The 18275-nt window shown below is 69.1% G+C and carries 19 protein-coding genes; 9 read left to right on the forward strand and 10 right to left on the reverse strand.

Annotated elements, in window-relative coordinates; all coding sequences use genetic code 11:
- Positions 1-5 precede the first annotated feature (5 nt).
- Complete coding sequence (locus ASD13_RS04620) at positions 6-962, forward strand: helix-turn-helix transcriptional regulator (protein WP_055866207.1); 957 nt, start codon at positions 6-8, stop codon at positions 960-962.
- 102 nt (positions 963-1064) lie between these two features.
- On the opposite strand, the gene ASD13_RS04625 is transcribed toward ASD13_RS04620, so the two are convergent.
- Entirely contained in the window at positions 1065-2450 is a 1386-nt protein-coding gene (locus tag ASD13_RS04625; protein ID WP_017829557.1) for a glycine--tRNA ligase, read from the reverse strand.
- A gap of 117 nt (positions 2451-2567) precedes the next feature.
- Between ASD13_RS04625 and ASD13_RS04630 the strand changes: the two genes are divergently transcribed.
- The gene (locus tag ASD13_RS04630) at positions 2568-4037 is read left to right on the forward strand and encodes a peptide MFS transporter (protein ID WP_055866208.1); all 1470 of its coding nucleotides are present in this window, start codon (positions 2568-2570) and stop codon (positions 4035-4037) included.
- A gap of 38 nt (positions 4038-4075) precedes the next feature.
- Here ASD13_RS04630 and ASD13_RS04635 read toward each other — a convergent pair whose 3' ends face one another.
- Both ASD13_RS04635 and ASD13_RS04640 read right to left on the reverse strand, forming a co-directional pair.
- Entirely contained in the window at positions 4076-4765 is a 690-nt protein-coding gene (locus ASD13_RS04635; protein WP_055866209.1) for a GNAT family N-acetyltransferase, read from the reverse strand.
- A gap of 50 nt (positions 4766-4815) precedes the next feature.
- The gene (locus ASD13_RS04640) at positions 4816-5436 is read right to left on the reverse strand and encodes a hypothetical protein (protein ID WP_031205733.1); all 621 of its coding nucleotides are present in this window, start codon (positions 5434-5436) and stop codon (positions 4816-4818) included.
- Positions 5437-5526: 90 nt separating this feature from the next.
- On the opposite strand from ASD13_RS04640, the gene ASD13_RS04645 reads away from it, so the two are divergent.
- A complete protein-coding gene (locus ASD13_RS04645) occupies positions 5527-6966 on the forward strand; it encodes an MFS transporter (protein WP_082531388.1) in 1440 nt (479 codons plus the stop codon).
- Positions 6967-6981: 15 nt separating this feature from the next.
- Here the strand turns inward: ASD13_RS04645 and ASD13_RS04650 are convergent, their stop codons facing one another.
- The 5 genes from ASD13_RS04650 to ASD13_RS04670 all read right to left on the reverse strand — a co-directional run bounded on the left by ASD13_RS04650 (position 6982) and on the right by ASD13_RS04670 (position 12313).
- On the reverse strand, positions 6982-7383 hold the full coding sequence (locus ASD13_RS04650) for a hypothetical protein (RefSeq protein WP_055866210.1): 402 nt from the start codon (positions 7381-7383) through the stop codon (positions 6982-6984).
- A 29-nt stretch (positions 7384-7412) separates the two neighbouring features.
- Entirely contained in the window at positions 7413-8378 is a 966-nt protein-coding gene (locus ASD13_RS04655; RefSeq protein WP_017829562.1) for a serine hydrolase, read from the reverse strand.
- Between the two features lie 110 nt (positions 8379-8488).
- Entirely contained in the window at positions 8489-10453 is a 1965-nt protein-coding gene (locus ASD13_RS04660) for a M13 family metallopeptidase (protein WP_055866212.1), read from the reverse strand.
- 10 nt (positions 10454-10463) lie between these two features.
- Positions 10464-11612, reverse strand: a complete 1149-nt coding sequence (locus ASD13_RS04665; RefSeq protein ID WP_082531419.1) for a sensor histidine kinase — start codon at positions 11610-11612, stop codon at positions 10464-10466.
- 2 nt (positions 11613-11614) lie between these two features.
- Positions 11615-12313 carry a response regulator transcription factor gene (locus ASD13_RS04670; protein WP_055866214.1) on the reverse strand — a complete coding sequence of 233 codons (699 nt, stop codon included), beginning with the start codon at positions 12311-12313 and terminating at the stop codon, positions 11615-11617.
- Positions 12314-12480: 167 nt separating this feature from the next.
- On the opposite strand from ASD13_RS04670, the gene ASD13_RS04675 reads away from it, so the two are divergent.
- Complete coding sequence (locus ASD13_RS04675; protein ID WP_055866216.1) at positions 12481-12927, forward strand: DM13 domain-containing protein; 447 nt, start codon at positions 12481-12483, stop codon at positions 12925-12927.
- Positions 12924-13400, forward strand: a complete 477-nt coding sequence (locus ASD13_RS04680) for a DoxX family membrane protein (RefSeq protein WP_055866220.1) — start codon at positions 12924-12926, stop codon at positions 13398-13400. Before ASD13_RS04675 ends, ASD13_RS04680 begins: the two co-directional genes overlap by 4 nt.
- A 5-nt stretch (positions 13401-13405) precedes the next feature.
- Here ASD13_RS04680 and ASD13_RS04685 read toward each other — a convergent pair whose 3' ends face one another.
- Positions 13406-13957: a J-domain-containing protein gene (locus ASD13_RS04685; RefSeq protein ID WP_055866221.1), complete on the reverse strand. Its 552-nt coding sequence runs from the start codon at positions 13955-13957 to the stop codon at positions 13406-13408.
- 102 nt (positions 13958-14059) lie between these two features.
- Between ASD13_RS04685 and ASD13_RS04690 the strand changes: the two genes are divergently transcribed.
- Together ASD13_RS04690 and ASD13_RS04695 are read left to right on the forward strand one after the other, a co-directional pair.
- Positions 14060-15382: an MATE family efflux transporter gene (locus ASD13_RS04690; protein ID WP_055866223.1), complete on the forward strand. Its 1323-nt coding sequence runs from the start codon at positions 14060-14062 to the stop codon at positions 15380-15382.
- Positions 15383-15515: 133 nt separating this feature from the next.
- Positions 15516-15827 (forward strand): hypothetical protein, encoded by a 312-nt coding sequence (locus tag ASD13_RS04695; protein ID WP_055866925.1) that lies wholly within the window; start codon positions 15516-15518, stop codon positions 15825-15827.
- A gap of 27 nt (positions 15828-15854) precedes the next feature.
- Here the strand turns inward: ASD13_RS04695 and ASD13_RS04700 are convergent, their stop codons facing one another.
- Positions 15855-16535, reverse strand: a complete 681-nt coding sequence (locus ASD13_RS04700; RefSeq protein WP_229779049.1) for a TrmH family RNA methyltransferase — start codon at positions 16533-16535, stop codon at positions 15855-15857.
- Between the two features lie 139 nt (positions 16536-16674).
- Between ASD13_RS04700 and ASD13_RS04705 the strand changes: the two genes are divergently transcribed.
- Positions 16675-17943, forward strand: coding sequence for an Nramp family divalent metal transporter (locus ASD13_RS04705; protein ID WP_055866225.1), 1269 nt, complete (start codon positions 16675-16677; stop codon positions 17941-17943).
- A gap of 19 nt (positions 17944-17962) precedes the next feature.
- Positions 17963-18259, forward strand: coding sequence for a hypothetical protein (locus ASD13_RS04710; RefSeq protein ID WP_017829573.1), 297 nt, complete (start codon positions 17963-17965; stop codon positions 18257-18259).
- Positions 18260-18275 lie beyond the last annotated feature (16 nt).

Raw genomic sequence — 18275 nt, forward strand, 5'->3', positions numbered from 1 at the left:
TTCCGATGGCCGATCCGACCGCACGACTGCTCGCACTGCTGGCTCTGCTGCAGACCGGCCCCGAGCGCTCGGGAAGCGACCTCGCCGCCCGGCTCGGCGTCTCCTCCCGCACGGTGCGGCACGACGTCGAGCGGCTGCGCGACCTCGGCTACCCCGTCGACGCCACGCGAGGATCCGTCGGCGGCTACCGCCTCGGCGCCGGTGGCAAGCTCCCTCCGCTGCTGCTCGACGATGAGGAAGCCGTGGCCGTCACCGTGGGCCTGCGGGCCGCAGCCGGGATCGCCGGCGTCGAGGAGGCCGGAGCACGGGCGCTCGCCAAGCTCGAACAGGTATTGCCATCGCACCTGCGCCCCACGGTCGATGCGCTCCGCTCGAGCGTCGACCGCGCCCCGGAGAACAACGACACCGACGCCCCGGACCCCGAGGTCGACGCCGCGTCGTTGCAGGCCATCGCGAGTGCGATCCGCAACGAGGAGTGGCTGCGCTTCGACTACGAGGGCGCACCCGTGCTGGTCGAGCCCTATCGGCTGCTCACCTGGGTGCGCCGTTGGTACCTGGTCGCACGCGACCCGCAGACCGACGAGTGGGGCACGTACCGGATCGACTGGATGCAGCTGCGGATGCCGACGCGACGCTCCTTCACGCCGCAGCCGCTGCCCGGGGGTGACTACACGGCCTTCGCCATGCGGACCATCGCCGTGAGCGGGTGGATCGTGCATGCCCGGCTACGCATCGACGCGCCGGCTGAGGCTGTACTCGACCGGATCCACGCTGCGGTCGGGATCGTCGAGCCGGTCGACGACGAGCACTGCATCCTCGTCACGGGTGCGGACAGCCTCGACACTGTCGCCGCCTACATCGGCATGCTGATGATGGACTTCACGGTCGAGAGCCCACCCGAGCTGCTCCCCCGCCTGCAGCTGCTCTCCGAGCGCTACGCGCGCGCCGTGGCGAGATCATGAGACGCGTCGAAACCCACACTCCCCGTCGAGACCCACTCCCACACCCGCTGACCACGATGGGTCTCGGCGATGAGGATGGGTCTCGACGATGACTGAGCGTGCTCAGGCGCCGCGCAGGCGCTCCGCGAGGTACGCGTGCAACTCGTCGATCGACACGCGCTCCTGCGCCATGGTGTCGCGGTCGCGCACCGTGACGGCACGGTCGTCGAGCGAGTCGAAGTCGACCGTGACGCAGAACGGGGTGCCGATCTCGTCCTGGCGACGGTAGCGGCGGCCGATCGCCCCCGCGTCGTCGAAGTCGACGGCCCAGGAGCTGCGGAGCGTGTCGGCGACCTCGCGAGCGAGAGGCGAGAGGTTCTCGTTGCGCGACAGCGGCAGCACGGCGGCCTTGACCGGAGCCAGGCGCGGGTCGAGCTTGAGCACGGTGCGCACGTCGGTGCCGCCCTTGGCGTTGGGCACCTGCTCCTCGCGGTACGCGTCGACGAGGAACGCCATCATCGCGCGCGTGAGACCGAACGACGGCTCGATCACGTACGGGGTGTAGCGCTCGCCGGTGGCCTGGTCGAAGTACGTCAGGCTCTGGCCGGACGCTTCGCTGTGGCTGGAGAGGTCGTAGTCGGTGCGGTTGGCGACGCCCATGAGCTCGCCCCACTCCTTGCCCGCGAAGCCGAACTTGTACTCGACGTCGATCGTGCCGGCCGAGTAGTGCGCGCGGTCGTCTTCCGGCACGTCGAACTGGCGCATGTTCTCGGGGTCGATGCCCAGGTCGATGAACCAGTTCCAGCACGCCTCGACCCAGTGCTCGAACCACTCCTGCGCCTCGGCGGGCGGCGTGAAGAACTCGATCTCCATCTGCTCGAACTCGCGGGTGCGGAAGATGAAGTTACCCGGCGTGATCTCGTTGCGGAACGCCTTGCCGACCTGGCCGATGCCGAACGGCGGCTTCTTGCGGCTGGCGGTGAGCACGTTCGAGAAGTTCACGAAGATGCCCTGTGCGGTCTCGGGGCGCAGGAAGTAGAGGCCCGACTCGTCATCGACGACGCCGAGGTAGGTCTTCACCAGACCGGAGAAGGCCTTGGGCTCGGTGTACTGCCCCTTGGTGCCGCAGTTCGGGCAGGGGATGTCGGCGAGCCCGTTCTCGGCCTTGCGGCCCTTGCGCGCCTCGAAGTCCTCGATCAGGTTGTCGGCGCGGAAGCGCTTGTGGCACTGCAGGCACTCGACCAGCGGGTCGGTGAAGGTCGCGACGTGACCCGAGGCCTCCCAGACGCGCTTGGGCAGGATGATGCTGGAGTCCAGCCCCACCATGTCGCCGCGGCCGCGCACGAACGTCTGCCACCACTGGCGGCGGATGTTCTCCTTGAGTTCGGTGCCGAGGGGGCCGTAGTCCCAGGCCGACCGGGAACCGCCGTAGATCTCACCCGCTTGGAACACGAACCCGCGGTGGCGGGCGAGGGCGATGACCTTGTCGAGGCGGGACTGTTCGGCCATGGTGGCTCCAATGGTCGGATGCGGGAGGAAAAACCCGTGAACACGGGCACCTCATTCTATCCGTGGTTCCCGCGCGCTCCCTGGCCTCGACGGCTGCGTCAGAGTACCGTCCTTGGGATGAGCACTGCAGCGCGAACACCGCGGACCCGCGACGACGACACCCGTTTCTTCGGGCAACCGTGGGCCCTGGTGCACATCTTCGGCGTGGAGATGTGGGAGCGCTTCAGCTTCTACGGCATGCAGGGCATCCTGCTCATCTACCTGTACTACTCGGTCACACAGGGCGGCCTCGGCATCCCCGAGGCGGTCGCGGGCGGCATCGTCGGTGCCTACGGGGGCTCGGTCTACCTGTCGACGATCCTCGGCGCCTGGCTTGCCGACCGACTGTTCGGCTCCGAGCGGGTGCTGTTCGTCAGCGCGATGGTGATCGTGGCCGGTCACCTGGCTCTCGCGTTCCTGCCCGGCGCCGTCGGGGTGGGCGTCGGTCTGGTGCTGGTCGCATTGGGCTCCGGCGGACTCAAGGCGAACGCGACCTCGGTCGTCGGCAGCCTCTACAACGCGGAAGATCCCCGGCGGGATGCCGGCTTCTCGCTCTTCTACCTGGGCATCAACCTCGGCGCGTTCCTCGGACCGATCCTCACCGGCATCCTGCAGTCGTCTCTCGGATTCCACTACGGCTTCGGGCTCGCCGCCATCGGCATGACCCTGGGACTCATCCAGTACTCGTTCGGCCGCAAGGCCCTTCCCGCCTCGGCACGGGAGGTGCCCAACCCGCTTCCGAAGTCCCGCTACGGCCTGGTCGGGCTCATCGCCGGCGCCGCGATCGTGGCCATCGCCGTCCTGGTGCTCACCGGTGTGATCCGCGCAGACAATCTGGCCACCCTGGTGATCGTCGTCACGATCGTCGCCGCGGTCGCGTACTTCTCGGTGATCCTCGGCAGCCGTCGCATCGATGCCACCGAACGATCGCGGGTGTGGGCCTTCCTGCCGCTGTTCATCACCAGCGTCGCGTTCTGGTCGCTGTACCAGCAGCAGTTCACGGTGCTGACGATCTACTCGGACCAGCGCCTGGATCGGAATCTGTTCGGATGGGAGATGCCGGTGTCCTGGGTGCAGTCGATCAACCCGGTGTTCATCATCATCCTGTCCGGCGTCTTCGCGGCGATCTGGACCCGCCTGGGAAAGCGTCAGCCCTCGACGCCCGTGAAGTTCGCTCTGGCGGCGATCATCATGGGATCGGCGTTCCTGCTCTTCCTGCCGTTCGCCGGCGGAGGGGCGAACTCCACGCCACTGCTGGCCATCGTCGGGATCCTCTTCGTGTTCACGGTCGCCGAGCTGCTCATCTCGCCGGTCGGCCTGTCGGCTGCCACCAAGCTCGCACCGACGGTGTTCCGCACGCAGATGGTCGCGCTCTTCTTCCTGTCGATCGCGCTCGGCACCGCCATCTCGGGCGAGCTCGTCCGGTTCTACGATCCGACCGACGAGGTGCCGTTCTTCTCGATCCTCGGGGGCATCGCCATCGTGGTCGGCATCGGACTGCTGCTGAGCGTCAAGCCCGTGCTGAAGCTCATGCGCGGAGTGCGCTGAGCGCACGGGCCACGAGAATCACGCCGTGAAGAGCGTGCTCACGCGGTGAAGAGGTAGCCCCGCGCGGTGTCGTAGCCGGCGATGCGCAACCCGCTGCCGAGCAGGCCCTCCATCTGCGCCCGCAGACGCAGACGCCACTCGTGGGCGGCTGCCGGGTCGGACTCGCGCAGCGCCTCGATGTCGGCGGGGATGGCCAGAGTCTCCACGACCGCGTCATCAGCCGGGGGCTTGGCGATGTCGGCGAGCGCCCACTCGACATCGAGTCGGTCGCTCTCATCGCCCGCGTCGCCGCCGCCGAAGATGCCGTAGCGGTTCACCGAGTAGCCGGTCGCGCGGGCGCCCAGCACGGTGAAGAAGAAGTGGGCGTTGCGTGCCACGAGCGGATCGAAGACCCACGTGATGCGGCCGACGTCTCGGGAGAAGGCCCACTGCCGCTGGTGCTCCTTGAGCTCGCGACCCCAGCCGCGACCGCGGTACTCGGGCAGCAGCGCGGTGATGTGGGAGTGCATCGCACGGCGGGCGGGCTCGCCGAAGAACGCGATCGACGCGCCGACCATGCGCTCCTCGTCACCCTCGCCGTCGAAGAAGCCGACGACGTAGTTGCCCGACTGCTGCAGGGCGCGCAGGGTTCCGGCATCCACCACGCGCTGCGGACCCCGGATGGAGTCGAGCAGGCCCTGGGCGTCGAGGATGAGTTCAACGGTGTCGAGGTCACGGATGGTTCGCACGCACCCAGTCTGCCCCTCCTCGGCCCGTTCGAGGAATCGGAACCTCGATGTCACCGCATCGGGAATGCCTCTCCCCCACCCGCGGCGAGCGCCTCGGCGACGATGCGGATGTGCTCCTCGGCCATCTCCTGCGGGATCGGCGGCAGGATCCCGTCCCAGAACGACAGCACCGCACCTCGCCCTTGCATCATGCCGGCGGGGCGTCCCATCGCCCACAGGTGCAAATGCGCCGAGCCGTCGTTCCACCGCCCGAAGTGACACCGCGCGACACCGGGGACGCTCTTGACCGCCTGCGAGACCCGCTGCATCAGGGGCCCGAGCGCCGCGAGCACCTCGACCGGCGCGTTCTCGAGCAGCCAATGCTCACGCGGGGCGATCGCGCCGATGAACGGCAGCCCACCGATCTCCCACCCCGCGCGCACCTGCCAGTGCTCGTCGTGCCAGATCGTGAACTCGCTCGGGGCGCAGGGTCCGCATTCGGCCGGGTCCAGCTCGCCGCCGCGGGGCTTCTCCGGCACCAGCATCGGTTCGAGCGGTCGCATCGTGATCGTCTCGAAGGCCCACGGCAGTCCCTCGGCGACGGCAGAGGCGTCGAGTGCCTCGCCGATCGGGAGCCTGCGGTGGAACGCGGAATCGGCGGGATGCTGGTCGATCGTGGCGTCGTCGCTCATCCCCCCATGCAATCACGGACCGCGTGCCGCCCGGTCGATCGAGCCCGGGTGTTCGACCCCGCGCCACCTGATCGCCGATAGCCTGAGTCGGTGGGTGCGAGCGAGGACAGAGCCAGGAAACGTCTCTCCCGGACCCCACCCAAATGGGCGATCGTCGCCGTGCTCGCCTTCGCGGGCCTGTGCTCCTCGTTCATGTTCACGCTCGTCGTCCCGCTGCAGGCCGAGCTCCCGCAGCTGCTGAACGCCTCCCGCGAGGACACCACCTGGGTCGTCACCATCACGCTGCTCGTCGCCGCCGTCGCCACCCCCATCTCGGGCCGGCTGGGCGATATGTACGGCAAGCGCCGGGTCGTGATCGCGCTGCTCGCGATCCTGATCCTCGGCTCCGTGATCGCCGCGGTCTCCGGTTCGATCGTCGGAGTCATCATCGGTCGCGCACTCCAGGGTGCGGTGACGGGCGTCGTCCCGCTCGGCATCGCCATCATGCGCGACGTGCTGCCTCCGGAACGACTCGGCACCGCCGTGGCCCTCATGAGCGCCACCATGGGTGTCGGCGGAGCGATCGGCATGCCGGTCGCCGCCATCCTCGCCCAGAACGCCGACTGGCACATGCTCTTCTGGCTCGCGGCAGCCCTCGGCGTCGTCGGCCTCGTCCTCGTGCTGGCGGTGATCCCCGAAGACGTGCTGCGCTCCCCCGGCCGCCTCGACGTGATCGGCGCCATCGGCCTCGCGATCGGTCTCACCGGCGTCCTGCTCTTCGTCTCCCGAGGTGCGCAGTGGGGCTGGACCTCGCCGCTGACCCTCACCTGCATCCTCGGCGGACTCGCGGTGCTGCTGGGGTGGGGCTGGTATCAGCTGCGCACGAAGGATCCTCTGCTCGACCTCCGGGTCGCCGCGCGACCCGCCGTGCTCTTCACGAACATCGCTGCGATCGGCATGGGATTCGCGCTCTTCGCCTCGAACGTCACGTTCCCGCAGCTGCTCGAAGCTCCGTCGATCGGCGGAGGTTTCGGCCTCGACATGGTCGCCGCGTCGCTCGTGATCATGCCTGCGGGCCTCGTGATGATGGTGATCTCGCCGCTCTCCGGCTGGCTGGAGCGCACCGTGGGTCCGCGCCCCCTGTTCACGGTCGGCGCCACCGCGATCGTGCTCGCCTACGTCTTCGTGCTGCTGTGGTCTTCCGAGGTGTGGCACGTCCTCGTCGCGAACCTGCTGATCGGCGTGGGCATCGGGTTCACGTTCGCCGCGATGCCCATGATCATCATGCGCTCGGTCCCGGCCAACGAGACCGGCGCATCGAACGGCCTGAACGCGCTGTTCCGCTCGATCGGAACGTCGGGAGCCTCTGCCGTGATGGGCGGCGTGCTCGCCGCGATGAGCATCGACATCGACGGCGTGGCCGTACCCACCAGGGCCGCTTTCGAGGTGTGCTTCTGGCTCGCGATCGCCGCCGGGGTGATCGCGATGGTGCTGTCGCTGTTCATCCCGAAGCAGCGCGCGTCCGAGCAGCATCCGTCGCTGCCGGGGTGAGGACGCCTCGCGCGTTCAGCGGGAGATCGTGCGCGGGTCGGGGTCGTCGTCGCGCGGTGTGCGCAGCCGGTCAGGGATCGGCCACGCCAGGATGAACTGCGCCGTCGCAGGCCGCGTCATGTCGCCGAAGTCGTCGATCTTGACGACGATCCGCCCTGGCACGCCGTCTTCGTCGGGCGTCACCTCGAGGATGCGCACCCGCAAGGGGCGCTCGTCCTCGCCCTCCAGCATCCACGGATCGGCGAGCCAGGCGATCCCGTGCTCCTCCAGCGCCGCTTCGGCTTCGAGCCACTCCGTCGCTGCGGTGACGGGCCGCCCGAGCACATCGACGCCGACCCAGTCGTCGCCGGCGGGGTGGATCCATCCGAGCAGTTCGCCGTCGTCGCGGCGGTGCGGGGTCCAGTCAGGTCGTGGCATCCCTCGATGCTAGCGACGTGACGACGGCGTCAGTGCGTGTATTCCATGAGCTCGACGCCGAGCACCCGGAAGGCGTCGTGCGCACGCAGGCGGTGCGTGATCGAGAGATCGTCGAAGCACACGATGAGCGAGTAGGCGACGCCGGCGCGGGGCCCGGCCAGCACACCAGCCTCGGCCCGAACCCCGCGATCGCGGCCGGTCTTGTTCACGAACAGCAGGCCGTGGGCATCGTGATCGTGCGCGAACGGATCGAGACCCGTGGATGCCGCGACCAGGCTCAGGTCCTGATTCAGGCTCAACCACTCCGACACCTGTGCGCTGACGGCGGCATCGACCACCTGCGAGTTCACGAGGGCGGAGAAGAGTCCGGCGAGCTCGCGTGCGGATCCCACGGCCACCTGCGGGGCGTCGTCAGGACCACGGCGGTCGCGGAAGCGGTCGAGAAGGGCCGTGCGGCGCAGACCCAGCGACTCGATGCGCTCGCGCACCCGGTCGTGGCCGACCTTGTGAAGCAGAGCGTTCACCGCGATGGGATCCCCCGCGGTCGCCGCCATCACGGCGAGGTCTTCCAACGGCAGGGCCGGTGCGTGCAGATGCCGCCACAGACCCGAGGTCTCCACCGGCTCGAGGCTTTCGCGTTCGACGATCTCGAACGGATCGAGAGCACCGCTCTGGAAGCCGGCAGCCACCTCGATCAGCAGAGGCACCACTCCGAGACCCGCGATCGGCATCGTGACATGGTCGTCGCCGGCGAGCACGTGCACATGGTTGTCGAGGTCGACGACGTGCACCGAGACCTGCGCCCCGGAGTCGACCAGGCCCTCCAGCGAACGCAGCGTGGCGGTGAACGACCGGCGTCCGGCAGCGGCGCGTCGGGGAAGCCGGCGACTGGTGCGCTGCGAGCGGCGACCCGCACCGGAGGCCTCCTGGGCAGCGCCGAGAGACTCGGGGGCCGAGGAGTTTCGGAGACCTTCACCAGGCTCGAGAGCGCCCACGCTGATCCTTAGGGGGGTGGATGTGCGGGATACCGAGGGGAGACGCTCCCCAGCGGCAGGGCTATCGTAACCCCACCGCCGGGGGACGGTTCACAGAGTGTGACGATTGGTCACCAGATGGTCACTCGCGACGCCGCAGGCAGCCAGAGGGCGTCGTTCTCGCTCACACCGAACGCCTCGTAGAACGCGTCGATGTTGCGAACGATCTGGTTGCAGCGGAACTCGTTCGGCGAGTGCGGGTCGATCGTCAGCAGGCGCAGCGTCTCGGCGTCACGGCTCTTCTGCTGCCACACCTGCGCCCACGAGAGCAGCAGGCGCTGCACGCCCGTGTATCCATCGATCACCGGGGCCTCCGCGCCGCCGAGCGAGAGCTCATAGGCCTTGAGCGCGATCCCGAGGCCGCCGAGGTCGCCGATGTTCTCACCGATCGTGAGCGCGCCGTTCACGTGGTGCTCGGCGTCGAGGCCCTCGGGCACCAGCGCGTCGTACTGGGCGATCAGCGCCTTGGTGCGCTCCTCGAACGCCGACCGGTCGGCATCCGTCCACCAGTCCTGCAGGCGTCCGTCGCCGTCGTAGCGGCTGCCCTGGTCGTCGAAGCCGTGGCCGATCTCGTGGCCGATGACCGCACCGATGCCGCCGTAGTTCGCCGCCGCGTCACGACCGGCGTCGAAGAACGGGTACTGCAGGATCGCCGCGGGGAACACGATCTCGTTCATGGACGGGTTGTAGTACGCGTTGACCATCTGCGGCGGCATGTGCCACTCGGTGCGGTCGATGGGCGTGCCTACCTTGTCGATGTTGCGGTCGTGCTCGAAGATCGAGGCGCGGCGCACGTTGCCGAACAGGTCGGCCCTGTCGATCTCGAGGCTCGAATAGTCGCGCCAGACCTCGGGGTGCCCGATCTTCGGGGTGAAGGAGTCGAGCTTGGCGAGTGCGCGCTCGCGGGTCTCGGCCGTCATCCACTCCAGCTCGGTGATGCTCTGCCGGTACGCCTCGATGAGGTGGGCGACCAGCTCGTCCATCGCGGCCTTCGCCGTCGGCGGGTAGTGACGCTCGACGTACACCTTGCCGATCGCCTCTCCGAGCGCACCCTCGGTGAGCGAGACGCCGCGCTTCCAGCGCTCGCGGATGGTGGGGACGCCGGTGAGCTCGGTGCCGTAGAACGAGAAGTTCTCCTGCACGAGATCGTCGGTCAGGTACGGGGCCGCGGCGTGCACGGCCTTGGCGCGCAGCCACGCCTTCCAGTCGTCCAGGCGCTCGGGGGTCAGCAGCGAGCCGAGGCCTTCGAAGAAGCTGGGCTGCGAGACGACGACCTCGTCGAAGGCCGCGGGGTTCGACGGCGAGACCGCCTCTCGCCACGGAGTCAGGTCGACGCCGGCGAGCGCCTGCAGCTCTTCCCACGTCTTGAGGTTGTACGTCGCCACCGCATCGCGGCTGCGCACGTTGTCCCAGTGATGACCGGCGAGCTCGGTCTCGAGCGCGATCGCACGGTCGGCGTTCACGGCGGCATCGGCCACGCCCGCGAGGCCGAGCAGACGCTCGAGGTGCGCACGGTACGCGGCCCGGGTGTCGGCGAAGGTGTCGAGACGGAAGTAGCTCTCGTCGGGCAGCGACAGACCGGCCTGCACGAGCACCGGAACATAGCGCTCGGGGTCGCCGGGATCGCCGTCGACGTACAGGCCGATGATCGACGCACGGCCGTCGCGGTCGTAGGCGCCCACCGTGCGCAGGAACGTCGGGACGTCGGCGATCGCATCGATCTCGGCGAGCGTGTCGGCAAGCGGCGCGACGCCGGCGGCATCGATGCGCGCGGTGTCCATGAAGCTCGCGAACAGGTCGCCGATCTTGCGGGCGAGAGTCCCCTCCGGGGCATCCTGCGACTCCTCGATGATCGCGCGCACGTCTTTCTCTGCCTGCTCGGCGAGAAGATGGAACGAGCCCCAGCGCGCCTTGTCGCCCGGGATCTCGGTGCGGGCGAGCCAGGCGCCGTTCACGTGACGATAGAGGTCGTCCTGCGGGCGGATGTCGGAGCTGAACTCATCAAGGGCGAGGCCCACGGGAAGAACGTCAGTCATGCTCCCCAGCCTATGACCCGCCTCCCCCAGACGGCAGGAGCACGTTCATGCGGAACCCCTCATCGGTGCGCTCGGCGAACACCTCTCCGCCGTGAGCACGTGCGAGACCGCGCGCGATCGACAGCCCGAGGCCCGCGCCGGAGGCCACCCCGTCGCGATCGGTCGGAGCCGCGCGCGCCGCATCCTCGCGCCAGCCGACGTCGAACATGCGGTCCAGATCCTCCACCGCGACCCCGGCGCCGTGATCGAGGATGCCGAGCACGAGACGGTTCCGGTCGATCTCGGTGGCCGAGATGACGATCTCCGTGCCGCGTGGGGCGTGCCGGATCGCATTGGTCAGCAGGTTCACGATGATCCGTCCGAGCTGATGCGGATCCGCCCAGAGCACGTGCGCGCCCACCCCGCGCTCGACGATGCGCACGCCGTGGCGGGCGGCGGCGGCCGCGACATCCGCGACGGCATCCGAGACCACATCGAGCAGGTCGACCTGCTGCGTCTGCAGCTGCACCGCTCCGGAGGTCAACGTGGACAGCTCGAACAGGTCGTCGACCATGCGGCTCATGGTGTCGACCTGCACCCGAACCTGCCCCGCGAAGCGCTCAGGGGCATCGGCAGCCCCCTCCTCGATCGACTCGGCGAGCGCGCGTACCGCCGTCAACGGAGTGCGCAGATCGTGTGATATCCAGGCGAAGAACCGCCGCCGCGCCGAGTCCAGCCGCTCCAGTTCGGCACTCGCGGCGTCCACCTTCCCCGACACCTCGGCCAGCTGCGCCGACAGGTCGTCCAGCTCGCGGGACCCGCCCTGCTCGGCGTCGATCACGCCGCCGCGGCCGACCTCGTCGAGCGATGCGGACAGGCGATCGAACGACGACCGCATCGCCCTGGCCACGACCCAGGCCGTCGCGAGGCCCAGGATGAGGGACACCGCGATCACGGCGAGGAGCACGGTCAGGTCATGCGTGGAGATGTACATCTCCAGCGAGATCGCGACGACGGATGCCGCCATCGCGACGACACCCGCGCTCGCGACCAGCATCAGCTGCGCACGGACCGACCGGCGGCGCAGAACCCGCAGCAGGACGAGGGTGAGCGCCGCGACGCACGCGGCGACGAGCAGGCACGTCAGCACGATCAGCAGCACGTCGGCTGCGGAGAGCATGATCACGAGCGGTCCCCCTCCGCCGAGAATCGATAGCCGACGCCCCATTGCGTGCGCAGGTGGATGGGGTCTCGAGGATCTAACTCGATCTTCTCCCGCAGCCGGCGCACGTGCACGGTGACCGTCGAGGCCTCACCGAAGCTCCACCCCCAGGCCTCACGGAGGATCTCGTCGCGCCCGAGCGGGCGCCCCTGGTTGCGCACCAGGAAGTGCAGCAGGTCGTACTCGCGCGCGGTGAGGGGGACCTCCTCCTGGCGCACCCAGACCCGACGCCGGAGGGGATCGATCACGAAGACGCCGGCGCGCACCTCGCCGACCGAGGCCTGCACCACCTGCGAGCGGCGCACGAGCGCCCCGACCCGCAGGAGAAGCTCCCGCAGCGAGAACGGCTTCGCGAGGTAGTCGTCGACGCCGAACTCGAAGCCCTCGATGCGGTCATCCACCTGCCCGAGCGCGGTGAGCATCATGATGGGCACGTCGGAGAACGAGCGCAGATCGCGGCACAGCTCGTCGCCGCTGATGCCGGGCAGCATTCGATCGACGATCACCACATCGGGGACGGTGTCACGCAGCGCCGTGCGCGCCGAGACCCCGTCACCGAAGCTGGAGACCGCGTAGCCGTTGGCCCGCAGGTACGCCCCCACCGCCTCCCTGACGGTGGGGTCGTCTTCGACCACGACGACCTCGGTTGCCTCCTGCATGGGGTCGACACTAGTCGCGCGATCCGCGCCATCGTGCGGTTCCTTACGGTCCCGAAAGGTCTTCCCCGCGGCGCTCGTCTCGTTCGTAGCGTTCTTCGAAGTGCGATCCGCCGCGGCATCCGTCGTCGCGGCCACACCGTCGCACACACAGTGAACAGGAGAACCTCATGCGCAAGATCGCTCTCGCCGCCACAGCGGCCCTCACCCTCGCCCTCGCCCTGTCGGCGTGCAGCTCGCCCGCAGCGACCGAGGACACCACGCCCTCCTCGTCGGCGTCGCAGAGCGCGGACTCGGGTGCCGCGATGACGATGACAGAGAAGACCGGGGCGTTCATGGGCCTGAACGAGAAGACGGTGTCCGGCACCGTCACCGTGACCGACGACGAGATCACCCTGTCTGGCTTCTCGTCCGACGAGGGTCCCGATCTGCACGTCTATCTCACCGACGGCACCGATGAGGCCGCCGTCTCCGCCGGCATGCTCGTCGACGCCGTCTCGTTCGACACCGCCACGCAGACCTTCACGCTCGACGGTGTCGACACCTCGAAGTACTCGTATGTCGTGATCCACTGCGACAAGGCGAAGGCCGTGTTCGGAGCAGCCGAGCTCTCATGACCGGATCGCGATCCGCAGGCGCCCTGACCCTGTCGCTGCTCGGCGGCGGGGCCAGGGTGGCGGTCGGGGTGCTCTGGATGATCGAGGGCTTTCTGAAGTACCGCGCCGGATTCGGGGCGGCCGACATCGAGTTGGTGGCGCAGAGCACGGAGGGGAACCCTCGGGTGCCGTGGTTCTTCGAGCCGCTCGGGTCGGTCATGGGGACGGCGCCCGCCCTGTTCGGTGTGGTGATGCCCGCTCTCGAGGTCGTTCTCGGAGTGCTGCTGGTCGCGGGATCGCTGACCAGGATCGCGGCCTTCGTGTCGATCGGGACGCTGATGCTCTATTGGAGCGCCGATCAGCTGATCGCACAGTATCCGGCGATGGTCGTGCTCTCCGCGGTCGTCCTCCTCCTGCCCGGTTCGGGACGGTTCGGGATGGACGGATGGTTTCGTGCACGTCGGTCGCGAGCGACCGGGCGGGGACCCGGGTGAATCCGTCAGCTGCGGCGCCGCACGCGGAAGCGTCGGCGTCGCGGCTGCTCGGCGGGGGCGGCCTTCGGCCGCGCCGCCCGACGCTCCGCCCAGGCGGCCACCTCGGCGTCGACGTCGCGGGGTGACGTGACGACGGGCGGTCCGCCCTGGAGCTGTCGGCGCGCTTCCCGCACACGCCGGTTGAAGTCTTCGACGACGGTGCGCACATCCGACTCGCGACCGAGCAGATCGAGCTGATCGTTCAGTTCCCGGTCTTCCGTGCGCAGCAGGATCGCCGGGGGCCCGAGACCGGTCAGGTTCTCGGTCTCGATCTTCCGGCGGATCCACCAGTCGGGGTCGTGGTGGGTGCCGAGTCCTTCGAGGGGCTTGCCCGCGCCGGGCAGGTCGTCGAACTCTCCGCGGCGGATCGCCACCTGGATGGCCGTCTCGATGAACGCGGCACGATCGACGGCCGCGGCGATCCCCGGCGGCGTACCCGACTCCTCGTCGCCGTCGGCGCTCTCACCGTCCTGCCTGCTCGCGAGATACCGCGCCGCCGCGTCTCGGGGATCCGTCATGAGGCACCTCCGTGCATCCGAGCTCCCTCCCACCCTATGACGGCGGTCGCAGACGGAGACAGCACGGAAGGCGGGGTCGGTCCCAGGTCATAGGCTCGGAGGATGACCGCGCGTGCCTCCCTCAATCGAGACATCCTGCGGTTGGCCGTCCCGGCCCTCGGCGCTCTGATCGCGGAGCCGGCGTTCCTGATCGTGGATGCCGCGCTCGTCGGACACCTCGGAACCACCCCACTCGCCGGTCTCGGCATCGCGGGCGCCGTGCTCCAGACGATCGTCGGGCTGATGGTCTTCCTGGCCTACTCGAGCACCCCCGCTGTCGCCCGACGCTTCGGGGCGGGGCAGCCCGGCGAGGCCGTCTCCGTCGGCGTCAACGGCATGTGGCTCGCGCTCGGGCTCGGCGCCGTGCTCGCGGTGATCGGCGCCGTCTCCTCTCCGTGGCTGGTCTCGCTGTTCGGTGCGGGTGAAGCCGTCGCCGCTCAGGCGAACGAGTACCTGGTGATCTCGATGTGGGGCCTGCCGGCGATGCTCATCGTGTTCGCCGCGACCGGACTGCTGCGCGGCATGCAGGACACCATGACGCCGCTGTGGATCGCGGGACTCGGTTTCGGTGCGAACGCCCTGCTCAATTGGCTGTTCATCTACGGACTCGGCTGGGGCATCGCCGGATCCGCCGCCGGAACCGTGACCGCGCAGTGGGGGATGGTCGCCGCCTACGTGCTGGTCGTCCGCCGCCTCGCCACGCGTCACAGCGCCTCGTTGCGCGCGCAGAGCGCGGGCCTGCGCAACACCGCGACGTCGGGTGGATGGCTGTTCCTGCGCACCGTGAGCCTGCGCGTGGCCCTGCTCGCGACCGTGGGTGTGGCGACCGGCATCGGCACCGACGAGCTCGCCGGATGGCAGATCGTGTTCACGATCTTCTCGGCGGCGGCCTTCGCCCTCGACGCGCTCGCGATCGCGGCCCAGGCGCTCATCGGCAAGGAGCTCGGAGCCGGAGACGAGCAGCAGGTGCACCGTGTGCTCGCCCGCACCGTCGCCTGGGGAGCCTGGTTCGGCGTGATCGTCGGCGGACTGATCGCCGCAGCTTCCGGGGTGCTCGGAATCGTCTTCACGGGCGATGCCGAGATCGCGGCGCTCGTGCAGCCCGCGCTGCTCGTGCTCGCGGTCGCCCAGCCGATCGCCGGTGTCGTCTTCGTGCTCGACGGGGTGCTCATGGGGGCGAACGACGCCCGATACCTCGCGATCGCTGGTGGCCTCAACCTGGTGCCGTTCCTGCCCGCGCTCTGGATCGTGGCCGCGACCGGGGTCGACGGCACCGCCGGTCTCATTTGGCTCGCGCTCGCCTTCTTCGGCGTCTACCTTCTCGCACGGCTCGGCACCCTGGGGTGGCGCGTGCGATCGGGGCGCTGGCTTGCCGCCGCGGCCTGACGGCGAGTGGTCTCATGCTGCACTGATCTGCACCTTCACCACTTCTCCACAACCGCCGGAATCCGCGGAATACTACGTCGCCGACCCCTGGTGCCTTCGACGATGATCGGGTGACACTGAAGGGATGCTGGGGATGACGGAACCACAGGTCTGGACACTGATCGGCGTCTTCGCCGCGGGGATGTTCGGCACCATCACGCTGATCTCGACGATGTTCCTTCGCACGATGCAGAACGGGTTCGACGGCGTGCGGACGGAGATGCGGAACGAGTTCGCGAGCGTGCGGACCGAGTTCCGGAACGAGTTCGCGAGCGTACGCACCGAGATGCGGAGCGAGTTCGCGAATGTGCGGACAGAGATCGGAGCGGTGCACGGGCGAATCGATCACCTGGATCGCGACGTCAACGCGATCTACCGTCACCTGTTCGGCATCGACCGCGGGTGACGCCGTGCGCTCTCAGGCTGGAGAGCGTCAGCCCGCGTATCTCCGGCACCACTCGTACATGATCACGGCGGCTGCCGCGCTGGCGTTGATCGAACGGGTCGAGCCGTACTGGGTGATCTCGATGTGCGCGGAGGCAGCGGCGAGCGCCTCGTGCGAGAGCCCCGGTCCCTCCTGACCGAACAGCAGCACGCAGCGCTGCGGCAGGTCGGCTCTGTCGACCGGCACCGCACCCTCGACGTTGTCGACTGCGATGATCGGGAGCGCTTCGGAGGCGGCCCAGGCGGCGAACGTCTCGACGTCTTCGTGGTGCACGACGTGCTGGTAGCGGTCGGTGACCATCGCCCCCCGCTTATTCCATCGACGGCGACCGATGATGTGCACGGTGTCGGCGAGGAAGGCGTTGGCGCTGCGCACGATCGACCCGATGTTCATGTCGTGCTGCCAGTTCTCGATCGCGACATGGAACGGATGCCGCTGCGTGTCGAGGTCGGCGACGATCGCCTCCATCCGCCAGTAGCGGTAGCGGTCGATCACGTTGCGGGTGTCTCCTGCAGCGAGGAGCTCGGGGTCGTACTGCTCACCGGCCGGCCACGCATCCTCGCCCCCCGGCCAGGGGCCGACGCCGTAGCCGGGCTGGGCGATCGAACCCGTGCTCACCGCGTCCGCGGGAACGTCGGGGGTCGTGCTGTCCGGCGCGGCGTCTTCCATCCCGCCAGGCTATCGCCGCCGCGCACTCCTGCCTGCCCTCGCCCCTGCGAACGCGACCCGAGCAATGAGCGCCCGAGATATTTAGGTGGACCGAAAAATGCGCTACGGTTTCGGTGTGCCTAAAAATTCCTCACTCCCGATGACGGCTCCCGCCGCGCCCGCGGCCCGGGCTCCGCGGAGCCTGTGGCTGCTCGGACCCGCCCTCGTCGCCGGCGTCGCTTACCTCGACCCCGGCAACGTCGCCAGCAACATGACCGCAGGCGCGCAGTACGGCTACCTGCTGGTGTGGGTGGTGCTCGCCGGCAACGTGATGGCGTGGCTGATCCAGTACCTCTCCGCCAAGCTGGGGGTCGTCACCGGGCAGAGCCTTCCCGAGGTGCTGGGCGCACGGCTGAAGCGGCCCTGGGTGCGCCGCGCCTACTGGCTGCAGGCCGAGCTCGTCGCGATGGCCACCGACCTGGCCGAGGTCATCGGCGGCGCGGTCGCCCTCAATCTGCTGTTCGATGTGCCGCTGCTGCTCGGCGGCCTGATCACCGGCGCGGTCTCGATGATCCTGCTCACGGTGCAGAGCCGACGCGGCGCCCGTCCGTTCGAGTTCGTGATCATCGGGCTCATGGCCATCATCACGATCGGCTTCGTCGCCGGTGTCTTCGTCGCACCACCGGACCCGGCAGGAGTCATCGGCGGGATGGTCCCCCGCTTCCAGGACACCGGTTCGGTCCTGCTGGCCGCGTCCATCCTCGGGGCGACCATCATGCCGCACGCGATCTACGCGCACTCCTCGCTCGCCCGCGACCGTTTCGGTGCGACAACCTCCCATGCCGGCGACGAGGCCGTGCGCACCGAGACCTCTCGCATCCGCCGCCTGCTCACGGCCACCCGCTGGGATGTCTCGATCGCCATGGTGATCGCCGGTTCCGTCAACCTCTGCATCCTCCTGCTCGCCGCAGCGAACCTCGCCGGTGTCGAGGGCACCGACTCGCTGGAGGGGGCCCATGCCGCCCTCGCCGCAGGACTCGGACCGGTCGTGGCGACCTTCTTCGCCGTGGGTCTGCTCGCCTCGGGCCTGGCCTCGACCTCGGTCGGCGCCTACGCCGGGGCGGAGATCATGCACGGCCTGCTGCATGTGCGCATCCCGCTGCTCGTGCGTCGACTGGTGACGCTGATCCCCGCGCTCGTGATCCTCGGCATCGGCTTCGACCCGACGCTCGCCCTGGTCCTCAGCCAGGTGGTGCTGTCGTTCGGCATCCCGTTCGCGCTGATCCCCCTGGTCGTGCTCACCGCGCAGCGACGCACCCTCGGCGCCTGGGTCAACCGACGGTGGACGACGGCGGCGGGGGTCCTCGCCTCTGTGCTGCTGATCGCGCTCAACGGCGCCCTGCTCTGGCTGGTGCTGACGGGAGCCTGAGCCCGGATAGGCTCGATGCATGTCTGCCGAGAGCGCCCGCCGCAACGTCCGCATCCTCACCTGGATCGGCTTCGCGACCGGCGTGATCGGCGGCCTGCTGATCGCCTTCCCCACGGTCATCGGCCTCGCCAGCCCCTGGGTGCAGGTCGCGCTCGGCGTCGCCACGCTCGTGATGGCATTCCGTGCGCGCAAGATCGGCATGGCCGAGGTCGAGGGGTTCGACGGCCGACTGTCACTGGCCGCCGCCCTCCTCGGATTCCTCGTCCTGTTCTTCGCCGGTCAGGCCGCCTTCATCATCCTGACGACACTGGGCTGATCCGCGCGAGGATCGG

Source organism: Microbacterium sp. Root1433D1 (assembly GCF_001426835.1).
GTDB lineage: Bacteria > Actinomycetota > Actinomycetes > Actinomycetales > Microbacteriaceae > Microbacterium > Microbacterium maritypicum.

What these genes read in the sequence shown, in the direction of transcription:
- ASD13_RS04650 (WP_055866210.1), bottom strand. Translation starts at nt 7,383, where the DNA reads ATGCCACGACCTGACTGGACCCCGCACCGCCGCGACGACGGCGAACTG.
- ASD13_RS04710 (WP_017829573.1), top strand. Translation starts at nt 17,963, where the DNA reads ATGTCTGCCGAGAGCGCCCGCCGCAACGTCCGCATCCTCACCTGGATC.
- ASD13_RS04670 (WP_055866214.1), bottom strand. Translation starts at nt 12,313, where the DNA reads ATGCAGGAGGCAACCGAGGTCGTCGTGGTCGAAGACGACCCCACCGTC.
- ASD13_RS04625 (WP_017829557.1), bottom strand. Translation starts at nt 2,450, where the DNA reads ATGGCCGAACAGTCCCGCCTCGACAAGGTCATCGCCCTCGCCCGCCAC.
- ASD13_RS04680 (WP_055866220.1), top strand. Translation starts at nt 12,924, where the DNA reads ATGACCGGATCGCGATCCGCAGGCGCCCTGACCCTGTCGCTGCTCGGC.
- ASD13_RS04685 (WP_055866221.1), bottom strand. Translation starts at nt 13,957, where the DNA reads ATGACGGATCCCCGAGACGCGGCGGCGCGGTATCTCGCGAGCAGGCAG.
- ASD13_RS04660 (WP_055866212.1), bottom strand. Translation starts at nt 10,453, where the DNA reads ATGACTGACGTTCTTCCCGTGGGCCTCGCCCTTGATGAGTTCAGCTCC.
- ASD13_RS04705 (WP_055866225.1), top strand. Translation starts at nt 16,675, where the DNA reads ATGACGGCTCCCGCCGCGCCCGCGGCCCGGGCTCCGCGGAGCCTGTGG.
- ASD13_RS04675 (WP_055866216.1), top strand. Translation starts at nt 12,481, where the DNA reads ATGCGCAAGATCGCTCTCGCCGCCACAGCGGCCCTCACCCTCGCCCTC.
- ASD13_RS04640 (WP_031205733.1), bottom strand. Translation starts at nt 5,436, where the DNA reads ATGAGCGACGACGCCACGATCGACCAGCATCCCGCCGATTCCGCGTTC.
- ASD13_RS04690 (WP_055866223.1), top strand. Translation starts at nt 14,060, where the DNA reads ATGACCGCGCGTGCCTCCCTCAATCGAGACATCCTGCGGTTGGCCGTC.
- ASD13_RS04620 (WP_055866207.1), top strand. Translation starts at nt 6, where the DNA reads ATGGCCGATCCGACCGCACGACTGCTCGCACTGCTGGCTCTGCTGCAG.
- ASD13_RS04665 (WP_082531419.1), bottom strand. Translation starts at nt 11,612, where the DNA reads ATGCTCTCCGCAGCCGACGTGCTGCTGATCGTGCTGACGTGCCTGCTC.
- ASD13_RS04700 (WP_229779049.1), bottom strand. Translation starts at nt 16,535, where the DNA reads ATGGAAGACGCCGCGCCGGACAGCACGACCCCCGACGTTCCCGCGGAC.
- ASD13_RS04695 (WP_055866925.1), top strand. Translation starts at nt 15,516, where the DNA reads ATGACGGAACCACAGGTCTGGACACTGATCGGCGTCTTCGCCGCGGGG.
- ASD13_RS04630 (WP_055866208.1), top strand. Translation starts at nt 2,568, where the DNA reads ATGAGCACTGCAGCGCGAACACCGCGGACCCGCGACGACGACACCCGT.